The sequence below is a fragment of the Paenibacillus caseinilyticus genome (genome assembly GCF_027533645.1).
Classification (GTDB): domain Bacteria; phylum Bacillota; class Bacilli; order Paenibacillales; family NBRC-103111; genus Paenibacillus_G; species Paenibacillus_G caseinilyticus.
Genome location: NZ_JAQAGY010000005.1, coordinates 233,770 through 250,066 on the forward strand (window position 1 = coordinate 233,770; position 16,297 = coordinate 250,066).

General features: G+C 54.9%; 11 protein-coding genes and 1 pseudogene. 9 read left to right on the forward strand and 3 right to left on the reverse strand.

The window, feature by feature from the left end; translation table 11 throughout:
- Window positions 1-2 precede the first annotated feature (2 nt).
- Window positions 3-3,227 carry an AAA family ATPase gene (locus O9H32_RS10210; RefSeq protein WP_269865939.1) on the forward strand — a complete coding sequence of 1,075 codons (3,225 nt, stop codon included), beginning with the start codon at window positions 3-5 and terminating at the stop codon, window positions 3,225-3,227.
- A 154-nt stretch (window positions 3,228-3,381) separates the two neighbouring features.
- Here O9H32_RS10210 and O9H32_RS10215 read toward each other — a convergent pair.
- The 3 genes and pseudogenes from O9H32_RS10215 to O9H32_RS10225 all read right to left on the reverse strand — a co-directional run bounded on the left by O9H32_RS10215 (window position 3,382) and on the right by O9H32_RS10225 (window position 5,836).
- Window positions 3,382-4,334 (reverse strand): annotated as a pseudogene (locus O9H32_RS10215) (IS30 family transposase).
- A gap of 257 nt (window positions 4,335-4,591) precedes the next feature.
- Window positions 4,592-5,203 (reverse strand): hypothetical protein, encoded by a 612-nt coding sequence (locus O9H32_RS10220; RefSeq protein WP_269865940.1) that lies wholly within the window; start codon window positions 5,201-5,203, stop codon window positions 4,592-4,594.
- 78 nt (window positions 5,204-5,281) lie between these two features.
- Window positions 5,282-5,836 (reverse strand): hypothetical protein, encoded by a 555-nt coding sequence (locus tag O9H32_RS10225; protein ID WP_269865941.1) that lies wholly within the window; start codon window positions 5,834-5,836, stop codon window positions 5,282-5,284.
- A gap of 1,144 nt (window positions 5,837-6,980) precedes the next feature.
- On the opposite strand from O9H32_RS10225, the gene O9H32_RS10230 reads away from it, so the two are divergent.
- From O9H32_RS10230 to dndB, 8 genes are all read left to right on the forward strand, one after another.
- Window positions 6,981-7,913, forward strand: a complete 933-nt coding sequence (locus tag O9H32_RS10230; protein ID WP_269865942.1) for a hypothetical protein — start codon at window positions 6,981-6,983, stop codon at window positions 7,911-7,913.
- Window positions 7,910-8,077, forward strand: a complete 168-nt coding sequence (locus O9H32_RS10235) for a hypothetical protein (protein ID WP_269865943.1) — start codon at window positions 7,910-7,912, stop codon at window positions 8,075-8,077. Before O9H32_RS10230 ends, O9H32_RS10235 begins: the two co-directional genes overlap by 4 nt.
- Window positions 8,078-8,277: 200 nt before the next feature.
- Window positions 8,278-9,444 carry an exonuclease SbcCD subunit D gene (locus O9H32_RS10240; RefSeq protein ID WP_269865944.1) on the forward strand — a complete coding sequence of 389 codons (1,167 nt, stop codon included), beginning with the start codon at window positions 8,278-8,280 and terminating at the stop codon, window positions 9,442-9,444.
- Window positions 9,431-12,523 carry an AAA family ATPase gene (locus O9H32_RS10245; protein WP_269865946.1) on the forward strand — a complete coding sequence of 1,031 codons (3,093 nt, stop codon included), beginning with the start codon at window positions 9,431-9,433 and terminating at the stop codon, window positions 12,521-12,523. The genes O9H32_RS10240 and O9H32_RS10245 overlap by 14 nt, the downstream gene beginning before the upstream one ends.
- A gap of 74 nt (window positions 12,524-12,597) precedes the next feature.
- Entirely contained in the window at window positions 12,598-12,945 is a 348-nt protein-coding gene (locus tag O9H32_RS10250; protein WP_269865948.1) for a hypothetical protein, read from the forward strand.
- A gap of 95 nt (window positions 12,946-13,040) precedes the next feature.
- Complete coding sequence (locus O9H32_RS10255) at window positions 13,041-13,316, forward strand: hypothetical protein (protein WP_269865949.1); 276 nt, start codon at window positions 13,041-13,043, stop codon at window positions 13,314-13,316.
- Between the two features lie 629 nt (window positions 13,317-13,945).
- On the forward strand, window positions 13,946-15,076 hold the full coding sequence (locus tag O9H32_RS10260) for a DnaA/Hda family protein (protein ID WP_269865950.1): 1,131 nt from the start codon (window positions 13,946-13,948) through the stop codon (window positions 15,074-15,076).
- 113 nt (window positions 15,077-15,189) lie between these two features.
- Window positions 15,190-16,287, forward strand: coding sequence for a DNA sulfur modification protein DndB (gene dndB, locus O9H32_RS10265; RefSeq protein ID WP_269865951.1), 1,098 nt, complete (start codon window positions 15,190-15,192; stop codon window positions 16,285-16,287).
- The last annotated feature ends 10 nt before the right edge of the window (window positions 16,288-16,297 follow it).

A 16,297-nucleotide genomic window follows, 5' to 3' on the forward strand; every position in this document is an offset into this window, starting at 1 on the left:
CGATGATACCTTGGAACATGTCGTTCAGCGGGATCCGGGACTATGCGGCTACAAGCATGGATTTGTCCGGGCAGGGGGAGCATGTGCTAGTTACCGGACCCAACGGCGCGGGCAAATCAACAGTCACCTACTGCATGGGGGCGGTCCTGTACTCGTCCAAGGTGGATGTGGAGGGACTAAGGTCCCGCAATCTGGCAGCGGATGAAGTGTGGAAGGCCCACATCCGGCTGCTCTTCAAGAATGAAGGCTTGGTCCGGATCGATGCGCCCGCTTATGCGGAGTTCTCGCTGTACCTGCTGCAGGAGCCGGGACAGCCGGTGAAGAAGGAATTCGCCGTCTCCTCCGGGGAGACGCCCGGCGAATGGGAAGAGACGGTCCGGTATACCTCCGGCGACCGACAGTACAATTTTACCGCATATAAGAAGGATCTCCAGTATAAATACAAGATCGATCCGGATCTGTTCTACCTGATCTGGTATCAGCAGGAAGTCAACCAATTCGCGGTGATGCACCCGGAAGAGCGGTTCCGCATCTTCGCCGAGATGCATGGGATCGATCAGGTGCAGCGCAACTGGGAAGAGAGCATGGAGAAGCTGAGGGATACGCAGGAGACGCTCCGGGGGGCCGAGAGCAATGTGGCGAACAAGAAGCTGGGCCTCAAGATCATGAAAACCGAGCTGGACCGCTACGAGGATAACCGCCGCCGGCTGTATGAGGGCGGCACTCTGTATGCCCGTTCCCTGCTGGGGCTCGAGGTCTATTATAAGCAGGAGCAGGAGCGCCTGACCGGCCAGATCGGGCAGCTGCGGCTGGAGCAGGAGGAGCAGCAGGAGCAGATCAGCGGCATGAAAGGACGGGAAGTCGAGGTCCGGGAAGGACTGGAAGCTCTTCAGAAGGCGGTGGGGGAGCTGCAAGCCAAGCTGGCGCGGGGGGAGGCGCAGCTTCTGGCGCTGTCTGCCGAACGGGCGGAGACCAAGACAGCCATAGCGGGACTGGAGCATGAGCTGCAGGAGGTCAGCAGGGAGAAGGCGCGTATAGAGCGGACAGAGGAGGAAGTGAACCGGCAGCTGTCGGAGCGCATCAGGCAGTGGAACGATACGACCAGTCTGGAGGAGCAGCTGCGGATCGATCTGGAGAACAGCGAGCAGCTTATACAGGAGCGTGGCATGGCGGTCTCCCGGCTGGAGGCCGCGGCGGAGCAGGAGCAAGAGCAGGAGAACAAGCACCGGGAGAATCTCTATCAATACGTGAGCAGTCACCGGGTTCAGGACGAGCTCGACCGGCTGGAGTCCTCGCTTCTGCATGCCAAGGACAGACGGCATGCAGAAGCGGGCCGCCTGCGCGAGCTGGAAGAAGAGCTGGAGCGGCTCGAGGGCGAGCACGATTGGTCCCGGCGGCAGATGGACTCGCTGGCTTACCTTCACGCCAAAGGCGTGCGGGCCTACGCTTTGCGCGAGCTGGTGGAGCTGGACGGCTCCGCACCGCTTCAGTCCGAAGAGCGCTTCCATGCGATCAAATATACCATTTTCTTCGATGGGCACCGGATCACCCCGCCCAATGACCTGTACCATGTGCCGCTGCGCAAGGTGGTGCCGGACCGTTCGGTGACGGAGATTGTGCCGCTGCAGCTGCGGATCAAGGAAGGGCTGGACGAAGAGACGCTGCCTCACGCCATGAAGGCGCTGTGGTGGGTGGAGAAGTTCTTCAAGGGCGGAGAGACCCGGATCGAGCAGGGCCTGCTCATCGATCCGATGGGAATTCGGGGTCCGCAAGAGCAGCAGCGGTACATTCTGAGCCCGCGCGCGCTCTCGCTCCGGAAGGAAGAGGTGGCGAAGGGCATCCGCGAACGGTCACGGAAGCTCGTGGAGCTGGACGAAGCGGTCCGGCAGGATACGAAGCGGCTGCAGGAGCTGAACAGCATCATTCATGTCGTCCGGGAAGCGGAGGCTTTCATGACGAGGGAACATGAGCGGATCGGCAGAATCCGGAAGCTCGAAGGAGAAAGAGAGAGCCTGCATGTGCTGCAGACCGAGAGCCGGAAGAGGAGGGAGCTGCAACGGGAACTCCTCAAAAAGCTCGCGGAGCTGGAGCGCGACCTGGAAGAGCTGCAGGCCGAAGCGGACTTCTACGTGCGGCTGGGGCAGCAGAAGGAGAAATATGAAGCGCTGAATGCCAAGCTGCGGCACCTGGGGAGCTTGGACGGGCAGATGGAAGCGCTGGAGTCCGAGCGGGAACAATCGGAGGATGGGCTCGATCGGCTGGACAAGGAGATACGCTGGCGGCAGCGGGAGCTGCAGGATCTCCAGGACCGGCAGGTGCGGGAGGAGAACCGGCTGCGCCAGATCGTCAATCAGCTGCAGTCGGAGCGCGGCGCTCTCGATACAGCGAAGGGAGAGTACATCGTCTTGATCCGGGAGCTGGAAGAGCTGAAAGAGCTGGCTCCGCAGATCTACCATGAGGGTGCCGCCGAAGACAGCCGGGAACCGGGGACGAAGGCCGAGCGTCCGCTGGCGTCCTCCTCCCAGATGCGCACGGAGCTGGAGAAGGGCAAGGTCCAATTCAACCAGGCCCGGCAGGAGAAGGGCATCGACCCGGCTGCGCCGGAGAACTACAAGGTGGTCGAAGTGGAGTATCACCGTCTGCAGGATGAGTATAAGCGGACGAGCCTGCTGCTCGAGCAGGATGAGGAGCGCACGGGACAGTTGAAGGACCAGCTCGAGACCACGATCAACATGAGGGTCCTCGAAATCCAGCAGCGGTTCAAATCGTACATGAGCGCGTTTCAGTTCGAGGGGGAGATGGAGTGGGATCAATATGAGGACCGCCGGGGGCGGATCCACTTCCATCTGTACATCAAAGCCCGTAAGGAAGGGCACCGGGGAACCCTGGAGGATGTCAGCGTGAAGGCCCGCGGCGGCAGAGTGGGCAAGGGCGTATCCGGCGGGGAGGAATCCCTGAGCTCCCTGCTGTTCGCGCTCGCCCTGCTGCAGAACCTGCAGACCTCCCCGGGATTCATCGTACTGGACGAGTTCGACAGTGCGCTCGACGAGCAGCGCAAGTTGAAGGTGTTCGATCTGTACGCGAAGGAGCTTCAGCGCAAGCTCATCATTCTCACGCCCAAATCCCACGAGAACTCGTACCTCGACCGGTTCGCCAAAGCCTTCATTGTCCATCATGATCCTACCGTGCCGCGCAGTAAGGTTACGGGGCTGATTAAGAGGGGATAGGCGCTGAAGAATGCCAAAGGATAGGAGCGGGAGACTCTGATCACCCCTCCCTGTCTATGAATCTTCCAGTCCCTTACTGAAATGGGAATAAAAATAGAGCGAACAAAAGTTCCCTGGCAGCCAGCTGCCCGGGACTTTTTGCTATGACGGATTGTCAAGCTAAGTGCGACAACTCGTCCATGAATGCTTCGTGAGCAGATTTCCAACCTAGACATTTACGGGGACGATGGTTGATAAGGCGAATAGCTTCAGCCAGTTCCTCATCGGAGACATCAGCAAAGTCATAACCCTTAGGAAAGAATTCACGCAGCAGCCCATTACCATTCTCATTGGAACCTCGTTGCCAAGAGGAATAGGGATCCGCGAAAAAACCTTAATGTTATGAATGCCCTCTAAGTTTGCATAACAGGCAAACTCTTTTCCACGATCGGTTGTCGCCGTCTGAAAGGTCCCCTGAGGGTATTGGCTGGCGACTACACCAAAGGCGACCTCCATGGAGTGCGCCGTGCGGTCAGGCATCTTTACGGCCATGTACAGACGTGTTTTGCGTTCGATGAAAGTACCCGCGCAAGCCCGGCTCTTCCCTCGGCTAGACACTACCGTATCCAGTTCCCAATGGCCGAATGTCGTGCGTTTGCGTATTTCCTTGGGCCGCTGACCGATCGGAGTTCCGACAAGAAACCGCCCCCGTGTTTCCATGGGTTTATGCCGTTTTCCTTTGTGCCGTAGAACCTTCACATCTGCCTTGAGACGTCCCTCATAGAGCCATCTGTAGATCGTCTTATAGCAGACAAAGGTTTCCCCCTCACACCTTCGCTTTTCAGCAATCTGCTCGGGTGACCAGGTTTGCTTCAATTTCGCCTCAATTTCTTCAGCAAGTTCCGAAGTAAACTTGCCTGCAGGGACGCTGGTTGTTCTGCGCTCATGATACGCCTGCTGCGCAGACTCAGCTGTATAGTCCTGGCTACTAAAGCCTCGATTGATTTCACGAGCAATAGTGGAGTGATGACGGCCAAGCTGAAGGGCAATGGCCCGTGCTGACCAGCCAAGTCGATAATACGCCTCTAGTTGTCCGCGCTCGACTATGGTAAGATGGGTGTAGCTCATGAGTGGATCCTCCTGTTCAAATGGTGGTGTGGTAACTTCCATTGTACACGAATCCAAACATGGGCCTTTTTATTTTTTCGCTTAGGTGTCGCACTTCATATTACAATCCGTCGAATACTAACTCTGATTCCGCGAAAAACATATAAGTTCTTCAGCGGCCTCTTACAGCAGCATTTTTTATTTCATCCGTCTTTCGTTATTAGGGGAGCGTGTCAATCGGAATAATGCTCTTTTTCCACAACTAGGGATTACGTTAGTTATCGAGGATCTTTGGTGCTATCGTTATAATGTATCTCTTTTGAAACCCCCTCTTTATAATCAACCATATACCTGAAACCTGGAAACATATGAAATACTTTGTTTTCACTATTAAGTACATCTAATTGATAATCCATGTCAGCTTGAATTAATTTAACTTCATCAGCATTAAGTTCTTTTTCCAAAGGAACTTCATACAAAATTTCATAATCAAGACGTCCATTGGGTTCAATTACCCCCTCTTGTATCTCTGTCGGAGACGATCCTAGCACTTTTGCAACTGTCTCTGAATAAGTAATCCTAAATGAGTATTTAATATTATTATTCTTTAATAATTTGTAGAATTCTTGATTAAATACATATTTCATGGCTAAAAACACTTTTTTATCTTTATAAGATATCTCAAACTTTTTCACTTGAAAATTTGGAGGAGAAAATGTTTTTTCTACCTTTTTTATCTCGTCCTCCTTTCCTGAATTTTCTGAAGTCAAAGTACTTGAGTTTTGAGTTTTGACTTCAGCTACCTCTTTGTCAATTTCTGTAGTACTACTAGAACAACCAATAACCAATATTAAATTTAAGATGAATAGCAGTGATAATACTCTTTTCATAATTATTTACCTCACTATATAAAATTTAAGTCCCTCCTGATTTCTCAAGAAGGACGTGGGATAAAATATATTTTATACTTATATTTGCCTTTTGTCACTATACGGTTGATATGAATAATCAATTGTTATTGGCTGTCTATTAATAAGTTGTCCTGATATCATATAATCCTTTGAACCTACAACTTTATTATATTTTGATCCAGCAGAGAGTCTCCAGTTTCCTTGCGGAATGCTCCAAGTGATGGTTACAGTTTCAGTAGAACTTTGTGCAAGAGTTACATTAGCTGAAAATGTAGCCTTGGCAACAAGGCCGTTAAATTCTTCTTGTGCTCCAAATGTTGTAGATGCGCTCTTTGTGATTGCTACAGCATATGAAACGGTATCCGTAACAGACGATGGATTGTTATGCTCCAAAGACCAATTTTCCTGATTGCGCACAGTCTCACTAGTTTTATTGTATACATATCCATCAAACATCGGTGTAATTACATTGGGTTTAGGTTTGTTATAAATTCTAGCAGCTACAAAATTTTCATCGTATGTAGATGAACCTGCTGTTGGAGCCGCTGATACAACTGATGTCGATAGCGTTAGTGCGCAAAGGGAAACAGCTAAGACTTTTGATATTTTCATAATTCCTCCTCTTAATACTATCTTATTTGATATTCCATGTACTTCCATATAATAGTTTAATTAATCATAAATGGCAAGATAAATAATTTTTGCAAATTTTTGCAAGTTGAAGCAGATGATAAAATGCTAATTACAATGATTACAGTATTAAAGATTACCAGTGGTCTTTTAACACAAACTACAGCTTAATGAAAGAGAAGGACTGATTGTTTACCGGATACCTACTATGGAAAAAAGTTAGAATCCGAACTAAGCGGATTGGTTGAAGCAGGCCATTTTACAGAAAAACAAAAGAATGATGTCTGAGACTCAAAGCAGAGGTGCATTACAAGGATCGGATTAATGTCAGGAATCCCAATAGACCGATGATATTCATCCTGGATTACTTTCCAGAACTGTTCACAATTCATGAGGTGGCAAACAAAACGGTTACAACCTAGAAATGCAACAATATCGTCAACAAGGTAGTCGGGGGCGAAATGAAGAAGATATTGATGCATAAGAACATTGCCTTCAACAAGCATGAACGTCAATTGCCTGGATGGCAGATCCATTTGCATCTATATTTCTTGCATCTCTCGCCTTCCCATAATCCTGGGGTTGACTTGTCATGGCAGGCTGTTAGATAACAAAAGTAATTGAACATTATTACGTTGCCAACCGAGAAGCACTCTGTTGAGGGGAAACCCTTGCCTTAGTGCTTTTTCTTTTTTTCCTTGGGAAGTGCTTTTATTGTTGATCGCCGTTCTTTGTCATTCCGCCTTTGGACTGCTCTAACTCTTCTTGCCGAAGCAGATCTGGAGCGTCTGGCAGGCTAGTTTGTATTTCACTAAACGTGGGTACCCAATCCCGGAGCCGACCAGACCATGTCGGTGATTACCGTATATCGTTACCGAGTAAGACCTTGCATTTTAATGTAAATGCAAAAGACTCTATTGGGCTAAGAACCTTATGACCAAGTCAAGGTTCTAGCAACATTGAAAGAAGCTTGAGAGCTATGTGAAAGAACCCCTAAACTTACGGATGAAAACAAAGGAGATATTGACGAGGTATTAGGGTACAGAATAGAAAGCGAATTTAACAAGAATCATTTGCGGAGCTGGAGCGCGACCTGGAAGAGCTGCAGGCCGAGGCGGACTTCTATGTGCGGCTGGGGCAGCAGAAGGAGAAATATGAAGCGCTGAATGCCAAGCTGCGGCATCTCGGGAGCTTGGACGGGCAGATAGAAGCGCTGGAGTCCGAGCGGGAACAAGCGGAGGAGGGGCTGGGTCGGCTGGAGAAGGAGATACGCCGGCGGCAGCGGGAACTGCAGGACCTCCAGGACCGGCAGGTGCAAGAAGAGAGCAGGCTGCGCCAGATCGTCAACCAGCTGTTGTCGAAGAACGACGCTCTCGATACGGCGAAGGGAGAGTGCATCGCCTTGATCCGGGAGATGGAAGACCTGAAAGAGCTGGCTCCGCAGATCTACCATGAGGGGGCCGCCGAGGGCAGCTGGGAGCCGGGGGCGAAGGCCGGGAGTCCGCTTCCGTCGTCCTCCCAGATGCGCACCGAGCTGGAGAAAAGCAGAGTCCAATTCAACCAGGCCCGGCAGGAGAAGGGCATCGACCAGGCAGCGCCGGAGAACTACAAGGTGGTCGAAGCGGAGTACCATCGTCTTCAGGATGAGTATAAGCGGACGAGCCTGCTGCTCGAGCAGGATCAGGAGCGCACCGGACAGTTGAAGGACCAGCTCGAGACCACGATCAACATGAGAGTCCTCGAAATCCAGCAGCGGTTCAAATCGTACATGAGCGTGTTTCAGTTCGAGGGGGAGATGGAGTGGGATCAATATGAGGACCGCCGGGGACGCATCCACTTCCATCTGTACATCAAAGCTCGCAAGGAAGGACACCGGGGGACCCTGGAGGATGTGAGCGTGAAGGCCCGCGGCGGCAGAGTGGGCAAGGGCGTGTCGGGCGGGGAGGAATCCCTAAGCTCCCTGCTGTTCGCGCTCGCCCTGCTGCAGAACCTGCAGACCTCCCCGGGATTTATCGTATTGGACGATTCGACAGCGCGCTCGACGAGCAGCGCAAGTTGAAGGTGTTCGATCTGTACGCGAAGGAGCTCCGGCGCAAGCTGATCATTCTCACGCCCAAATCCCACGAGAACTCTTACCTCGACCGGTTCGCCAAAGCCTTCGTTGTCCATCATGATCCTACCGTGCCGCGCAGTAAAGTGACGGGATTGATCAAAAGGGGATAGCGGCCCGTCCCGCTGCCCATGAATCTTCCAAACCCTTACTGAAATGAGAATAAAAATAGAGAGAACAAAGGTTCCCTGGCAGCCAGCTGCCGGGGACTTTTTGCTATAATAGAATTACTTGGGTTCATAATCATTACAGGTCATAGGATAGGAACACGTACGCAGGGGATGAAGTTACACGGAAGGGTGGACCGATAGCGATGAAAATATTCCATACGGCAGACTGGCACCTCGGTAAGCTGGTACAGGGCGTATATATGACGGAGGACCAGCAGTATGTTCTCCAGCAATTCTTAGAAGATGTAGAAACCGAAAGACCCGATGTCGTGGTGATCGCGGGGGATCTGTACGACCGGGCGGTGCCGCCGACCGAAGCCGTGCAGCTGCTCGACAGCGTGCTGGCGGTGATGGTGCTCCGGCTGCATATCCCTGTGGTAGCGGTCGCGGGCAACCATGACAGCCCGAGCCGCCTGGATTTTGGCAGCGGTATTATGAAGTCGTCGGGGCTGCATATCGCAGGCGAGCTCACCTATCCCTTCGAGCCCGTGGTGCTGCGGGACGGGGAGGGGGAAGTCCATTTTCACCTCATTCCGTATGCGGAGCCGGGCAAAGTGCGCCATCTGCTCGGGGATGAGGGCATCAAGACCCATGACGAGGCGATGGAGCGAATCACCGCAGCCATCAAAGCCGGCATGGACCCGAATGCGCGCCACGTGTTCGTCGGCCATGCTTTCGTGACGCCCGGCGGCGAGGCCAGGGAGAATACGAGCGATTCGGAGCGTCCGCTCTCCATCGGCGGGGCGGAGCATGTCAGCGCACGGCATTTTGACGGATTCCACTACACGGCACTCGGTCACCTGCACCAGGCGCATCATGTAGGGATCGAGACGGTCCGGTATGCCGGATCGCCGCTGAAGTATTCGATCTCGGAGGAGCGCCATAACAAGGGGTACTTCGTCGTAGAGCTCGATGGTGAGGGGAATGTGACGGTAGAGAAAAGGCTGCTGGCCCCAAGACGCGACATGCGGACGGTAGAGGGACGGATCGCGGATATCGAGCAGCATCCGGTCAATGAAGACTACGTGTTCGTCCGTCTGCTCGACGAAGCCCTGGTGCTCTCGCCGATGGAGCGGGTGAGATCAGTCTACCCGAATGCGATGCATGTCGAGCGGAAGCTGGCTGCCGCCGCACTCACAGGGGAATCCGCGGCGGTGGACGGGCGGGCTAAGATGGACGAGCTGTCGCTGTTCCGCGCCTTCTATCAGGAGGTCCGGGGCACGGAGCTGTCACCGGAGACCGAGAAGCTGTTTACCGAGACGCTGCAGGACATCTACAAGAAAGAAGGTGAGCGCGATGAGGCCTCTTAAGCTGATCATGACGGCGTTCGGGCCCTATAAGGACCAGGAAGTCATTGATTTCTCCGAGCTGCGCGAGAACCGGCTGTTCGTCGTATCGGGGAATACGGGGGCCGGCAAAACCTCCATCTTCGACGCGATCTGCTTCGCATTGTACGGGGATGCCAGCGGGGAAGACCGCAATGACTCCCGGATGCTGCGCAGCCACTTCGCCGATGACCAGGTGCACACCTCCGTCGACTTCGTATTCGAGCTCAAAGGCCGGACGTACCGCGTCTTTCGGCAGCTGTCCCATGTGAAGGCGGGGAACAAGGGGGCCACCGGGGAGCGGTATGAGCTGTATGCGGTGGACGGCGGAGCGGAGGTTCCGCTGACGGACCGCTTCATCGTGTCGCAGGTGGACGAGAAGATCCGCGGGATCATCGGGCTGACGAAGGAGCAGTTCAGCCAGATTGTGATGCTGCCGCAAGGCGAATTCCGCAAGCTGCTCACCTCCGAGACGGAGAATAAGGAGGAGATCCTGCGGCGCATCTTCAAGACGGGATTGTACAAGTATGTCGCAGACCATCTCAACGAGAAGCGCAAGCAGATGCAGCAAAGCTTGGTGGAGCTGACGGGGCTCCGCGATTATCATATCGCCACCGTCAAGGGCTCCTTGTCCGGGCGCGAGGGGTCGGCCCTGACCCACGTCCTGCAGCAGCAGCACTATAATACATACCAGGTACTGGAAGCGCTGGAGCAGGAGATCGGCTATTACGCCGAACAGATCCTGGAGAAGAGGCAGCTGCTGGAGTCGGAGACGCTCCGGTACCAGGAGATGACGGCCGTATACCACCAGGCGCAGAATGTGAACGAGCAATTCGAGCTGCTGGACCGGCGCAGAGCAGACCGGCAGGGACTGCTGGACCAGGCACAGGAGATCGAGCGGATCACGCGGGAGCTGTCCCTGGCGGAGCAGGCCGTACACCTGCAGGTGTACGAGCGGCATGATGCCCAGATGCGGGAGGAGCTGGCCCGCAAATCCAAACAGCTGGAAGCGGCGCTCTCCGAATGCCGGCTGGCGGAAGAGGCCCTGCAGCGGGCGGCGGGGCAGTATGAGCTCGAGGAAGGCAAGGAGGGGGCGAGAGAGCAGGCCCTGCGCGAGCTGGACCGGCTCCAGGGGCTGCTGCCGACCGTCAGGGAGATGGACCGCAAGGACCAGCTCGTGCGCCGGCTTGCGGAGGAAGCCGCCGGCGCCTCCAAGCAGTGGAAGGAGATGGAAGCGGCGCTCGAAGCCAGGCAGTCGGAGCGTACGGCCCTGGCGGCGCAGGTGAAGGCGCTGGAAGAACGGGTGGTTCACCTCCCGCAGAAGACCGAACGGCTCGCCCTATTGCGTCAGCAGGCCCAGCTCATCAAGGAGTACCTGGGTCTCCTGCAGAAGTCCGGAGAAGAACAGGCGGAAGAAGCCCGCGGCCTGGAGGTCTACGGGCAGGCGGAGCGGGCGCACCGGCTGCTCGAGGACCGCTGGATCGAGGGGCAGGCCGGCTGGCTGGCCAGCCACCTGCATGACGGGGATGCGTGCCCGGTATGCGGCAGCGCCGACCATCCGAAGAAGGCGGCGGCTACCGGGGACATCCCTACCCGGGAGGAGCTGGAGCGGCTGCGTGCGGAGAGATCGGCGGCGGAGAAGACGTATCTCGAGGCGAAGGCGAAGCTCGCCGCTACCGGAGAGCGGATCCGGGAGAAGGAGCAGCAGGTGCTGGAGCAGGGGATCCGCCTGGAAGGGATCCGCGAGGCGTTCGCCGGACTGGTCCAGGAGGGCAAGGCGCTGGCGGAGGAAGAGAAGAGGCTGAAGGACGAGAGCGCGAGCCTCGCTGCGCTCAAAGAGAAGCTGGAGAAGCTGGAGTACCAGCTGGAGGAACTGCGGGGGCATAAGGAAGCCGCTGCGGCGGTGTACCACGACGGGCAGACCCTCTACGCTACGGAGAAGGCGCTGTACGAACAGACGCTGGCCGCCCTGCCGGAGGAGCTGCGGGGCCTGGAGGCGCTGGAGCGCCGGATCCGTGCAGCGGACGCGGCCAAGAAGCAGCTGGAGGCGGAGTGGAAGCAGGCGCAGCATCTCTACCGGGAGGCGAATGAGCGCAGCATCAAGGCCGTGGCCGCCCGCAGCGGGGCCGAGAGCCAGCAGCGCGAAGCGGAAGACCAGGCGCGGCAGGCCGGCCGGGACTTCGCGCAAGCGCTGGAGGCGGCCGGATTCGGGTCGGAGGCGGCCTATCAGGAGGCCAAACGGTCCGATGCCGCACGGGCGGAGCTCAAGGGGCGGATCGAGACGTACCATGCGGCCCTAGCCGTGGTGACCCGGCAGATCGAGGATTTGGCCGTGGAGGTCGCAGGCAAGGAGCGGCAGGATCTGGGCGCGCTGCAGCAGCAGCTGCAGGAGATGGAGCAGTCCATGGATGCGATCCGCCGAAGCTGTACCCAAGCCGAGAGCCACTGCGAGAAGGGCAAGGAAGGGAAGGCGAACATCGCCGGGGCCGAAGCGAATGTCCAGCAGGCCGAGCGCGAGTATCAGCTCGTCAAGGATTTGTACGATGTGGTCCGGGGGGAGAACGCCAAGAAAGTGTCCTTCGAGCGGTACCTGCAGATCGAATTCCTGGAGAAGATCATCCACACCGCGAACCAGCGGCTGCAGCGGATCACGGGCGGGCAGTTCTATCTGGTCCGCAGCGACCGGATGGAGAAGCGGGGCAAGCAGAGCGGCCTCGGGTTCGATGTGTACGATAATTATACCGGGCAGCTGCGGGACGTGAAGACCCTGTCCGGCGGCGAGAAGTTCAATGCTTCCCTCTGTCTGGCCCTCGGGATGGCGGATGTCATCCAGGCGTATGAGGGCGGGATCTCGCTCGAGACGATGTTCATCGACGAGGGCTTCGGTTCCCTCGACGAAGAGTCGCTGAACAAGGCGATCGATACCCTGATCGACCTGCAGCAGTCCGGACGGATGATCGGCGTCATCTCCCATGTCCAGGAGCTGAAGCAAGCCATACCGGCTGTACTCGAAGTGAAGAAGACGCGGGAGGGGTACAGCTACACCCGGTTCAGCGTCAGATGATCTACACCAGCGCCGACTTGTCCTAGAATCCGCTCCCCCCGCATAGAGATAGAGCATAGGGGAGCGTGAACCGAGTGGATAACCAAGTGAAGCGATTCTATCAATTGAAGCAGAAGCAAAAAGAAATAGAGCAGGAGCTCGCGGAACTGCGCAGCGAGATCGTCACTCACTGCTCCGGGCATGGCGTGTCCGAGCTGGAGGCCGGGGGCTGCAAGGTGAAGATCGTGCTCCAGGAGCGGAGGGAGTACGACGAGCGCAAGCTCTACGAGGCGCTGCCCGATCTCGAGGTATGGCGCATGCTGTCCAGGCCCGATACCTCCAAGATTGCCAGCCTGATCAAACTGAACGTGATCACCGAAGAGAAGATCAAGGACACGTTCTCCGTCAAGACGGTCACGCTGGTGCAGGTGGACAAGAAGTAGGAACCCGTCCCCTGCGGAGAGGAACTTTTTGTCTTGTCCGTGCGTTTAATAGAGTAGCGGGAGACCTACATCCTGCGCGAGGAGGAGAGATTCATATGCTCAGATGCTATCTCTGCAATGGAACCGGCAAACGTACGAAATTCCTGATTCCCATCTCATGCGATTTTTGCAGCGGGCAAGGTTACGTATCGGCTAGAAGCTCTTCCAGGAAAGCGGCCGCCTCCAGTGACGCTGCCGCCGCCAATGACAGTAAGGTTATGCTGCAGCTGCACGATTCTCTCCATCCGATCTACTCGGCGGATTCGCACGTGTATGAGGAGGACCCAGGCAGGGACACCCATCCTACGGCGGGTGCCAGGAATCTGCAGTAAGCGGTTCGGCTTCGCAAGGCTAAGCGGCCAGCGGGATGCCGGGCGGCGAGGGATGGGGTGGACGGGAGCCGTTCATCTTCTCGCGATTAACAGTAGTAGGCGCAAGCCGGCAGGACGAGCAGCTCACATAAGCCCGCCTCCGGGCTGGACAACAGGGTTAACAGCAGGACCATTCTCCGGGATGGTCCTATTGGGTATATCGCACGCCCGAAGTTCAGACCGCCAAAAGCCCACTGCGTAGTCATAGCGAGAAGTAGGGGGAGTATAAAACGACCCGCTGAAGCATACTAATAACCATAGACATCCCCCTTGCCTCCGGCCCTTGCGGCTGATGAGGTTTTTTTATACCATAGTGTAGAACATACGTTCCTTACAAATTCTGTCTGTGTGTGCTGCCCTCCTACCCCGTTCTCTGATTATTCCATCGATTGAAAGCCGCGGGGCGCGCCGCCAGAAAAAGAAAGCATAGCTGCGTACGCAGCAGCCGCTAATCGCTAGAACCGCATCACGGCGGATGCCCCGGCATGAAAACGGACGTTCATCGCCTCTCAGCCTCTGCCAGCGGCTTCGTCAGTCCGCCGGGAGCCTGCTATAATGTTCCAACGCACCTCGGGAAAGGAGCCTGCCGCATGGAGCAGTACCTCGAATATGATGCACACCGTTACCCGGAATACACGCTGAATCACTTCATTCTCACCTCGGGCAACCGGGTGGCACTGGCCGCGGCACAAGCTGTGATCCAGGCCCCGGGCGCCTCCTATAACCCTCTAATGCTTCACGGCACCACAGGCGTCGGCAAGACGCATCTCCTCCACGCCATCGGCCAAGAGATCCGCCGGACGCATCCGGATTACCGCATCCTCTATCTCACGATCGGCGAGCTGCGGGATACCTTCATCTCCGCGGTCCGCAACAACACCCTATTGGCCTACCGGGAGGCACTGAAGTCGGTCGACCTGCTCCTGCTGGATAATGTGCATGAGCTCGCCTGTATGGAGTCGGTCCAGGACCTCCTCCTTGAGGTATTCGAGCACCTGCATGGGCAGCGCAAGCAGATCGTCCTCGCCTCGGGACAACCGCCCGAGCTCCTGGCGAAGCTGACGTCGAGGCTGCAGTCCCGCTTCTCCTGGGGATTTACCTGCGATATGGCTTGCTTCGACCCAGCCGGGTTCATCCAGGATTACTGCCGGCATCATGGCCTCGAAGACCGTCGGGAATGGCACAGTGCGGCTTTCCTGGAGAGAGCCGCCAACCCCGCGGAGATTATCGCGCGCATACGCAGCGGAACGGTTCTGCCGGGCGGGCAGTCTCATATGGGAGTGCCGGCGGAGGAGCGGGACAGCGGCTCGTTCCATGAGCAGGTGATGCAGCGGGTGAAGGGCCGGATCTCTCGGATCCAGTACGAGACCTGGTTCAAGCCCTGCCGAATTACGAAGGAGGCGAATTGCATCCTGATCCAGTCTCCCAGCCGGTTCGCGGTCGAGTGGCTGGAGGACCGCTACAGCGAGCTGATCAAGGAGACGATCCGTTCGATTGATGGCGGTGAGCTTCCGCTGTTCTTCGGGCTGCTTGCTCCGGGTGAGGAGCAGGGTACAGCGGAGAGAGGCTGCGTTGATCTGCCAGATGAAGAGGACGACGAAGAAGAGGGGCTGCTTGCTGCGCCGAACGATCTTCAGCGGCTGAAGGAGCTGATCTACGAGATGGTGCAGCAGCAGAAGCGGACGAATCATTTGCTAGAGAAGGTTGTGGGGTTGTTGTAAGGGTTCCTACGATGAAAGAAAGTCACATAAATTCTATTTGTATTGAATCCGGAATTATCATAAAATAACATAGAGATATAAAACTACGTACGTAGTATGAGGTGATTACAACCGTGGAAGCTACCTTTTCATATAGTTTTCCTGCTCTTAGAGGAATACAGGCAGGTGGGGAATTTTATGTCGTGATGTGTCCGCTTAAACTTATACCTAAGATTTTTGTTTTTGATGAAGAAGAAATACCACCTGAGTATAGGGCGCAGAGGACTTTAAACCGCGCTAGAGTACCTGAGATAGCAAGTTACATATTGGATAATCCGAAGGATTATGTCTTCAGTTCATTAACCGCTTCTGTTGATGGACATATGAAATTTCAACCCTATACTAACGACCCAGAATTTAATAGCTTGGGTCGTTTATCGATCTCTTTGGATGCTCGTCTACTGATTAATGATGGTCAGCACCGTCGCGCGGCCATTGAGGAGGCATTAAAAGTTTCTCCGGAATTAGGTCAAGAGAATATATCAGTTGTTTTCTTTAAGGATGATGGTTTGAAAAAATGCCAGCAAATTTTCGCTGATTTAAATAGACATGCCGTAAATACAACCTCATCATTAGGTATTTTGTATGAGCACAGAGACCAACTGGCAAACGCTACAAAAGAAATTATTCAGCAACTACCTTTGCTTGAGCGCTATACGGATAAAGAGAAGCCATCATTATCGAAATTGTCTCCAAAGATATTCGTACTGAGTAATATTTTCAATACAAACAGTCGAATACTTAACAAAAAAAAGGGAGACTTTGTTTCTGAACTCGAGAAGGAGTTTTTGACTAGCTTTTGGGCGGAACTTTGCGATTCGGTTGTAGAGTGGCAAGCTGTACTAAGAAAAGAATTATCACCTACCGAGCTTCGATCGAATTATATTAATGCCCATGGGGTATTTCTAGAAGCCATTGGTTCGGTTGGCAACTATCTTTACAATAATCATCCTACGAATTGGTCTACTTATATTAAGCGTATTGCAACAATCGACTGGAGCCGAAGCAATTCGGAATGGATGGGACGAGCCTTTGGGCATACAGGAAGAATCAATAAGAACAATGATACGATTAATTTAACTGCCAATATGATAAAAATGAAGCTCGGTATTCCCTTGACACATGTGGAAGAGCAGCAAGAAGAAAGATTAAGAGGGAGTGAAGCCGTGTGATTATTGGTAT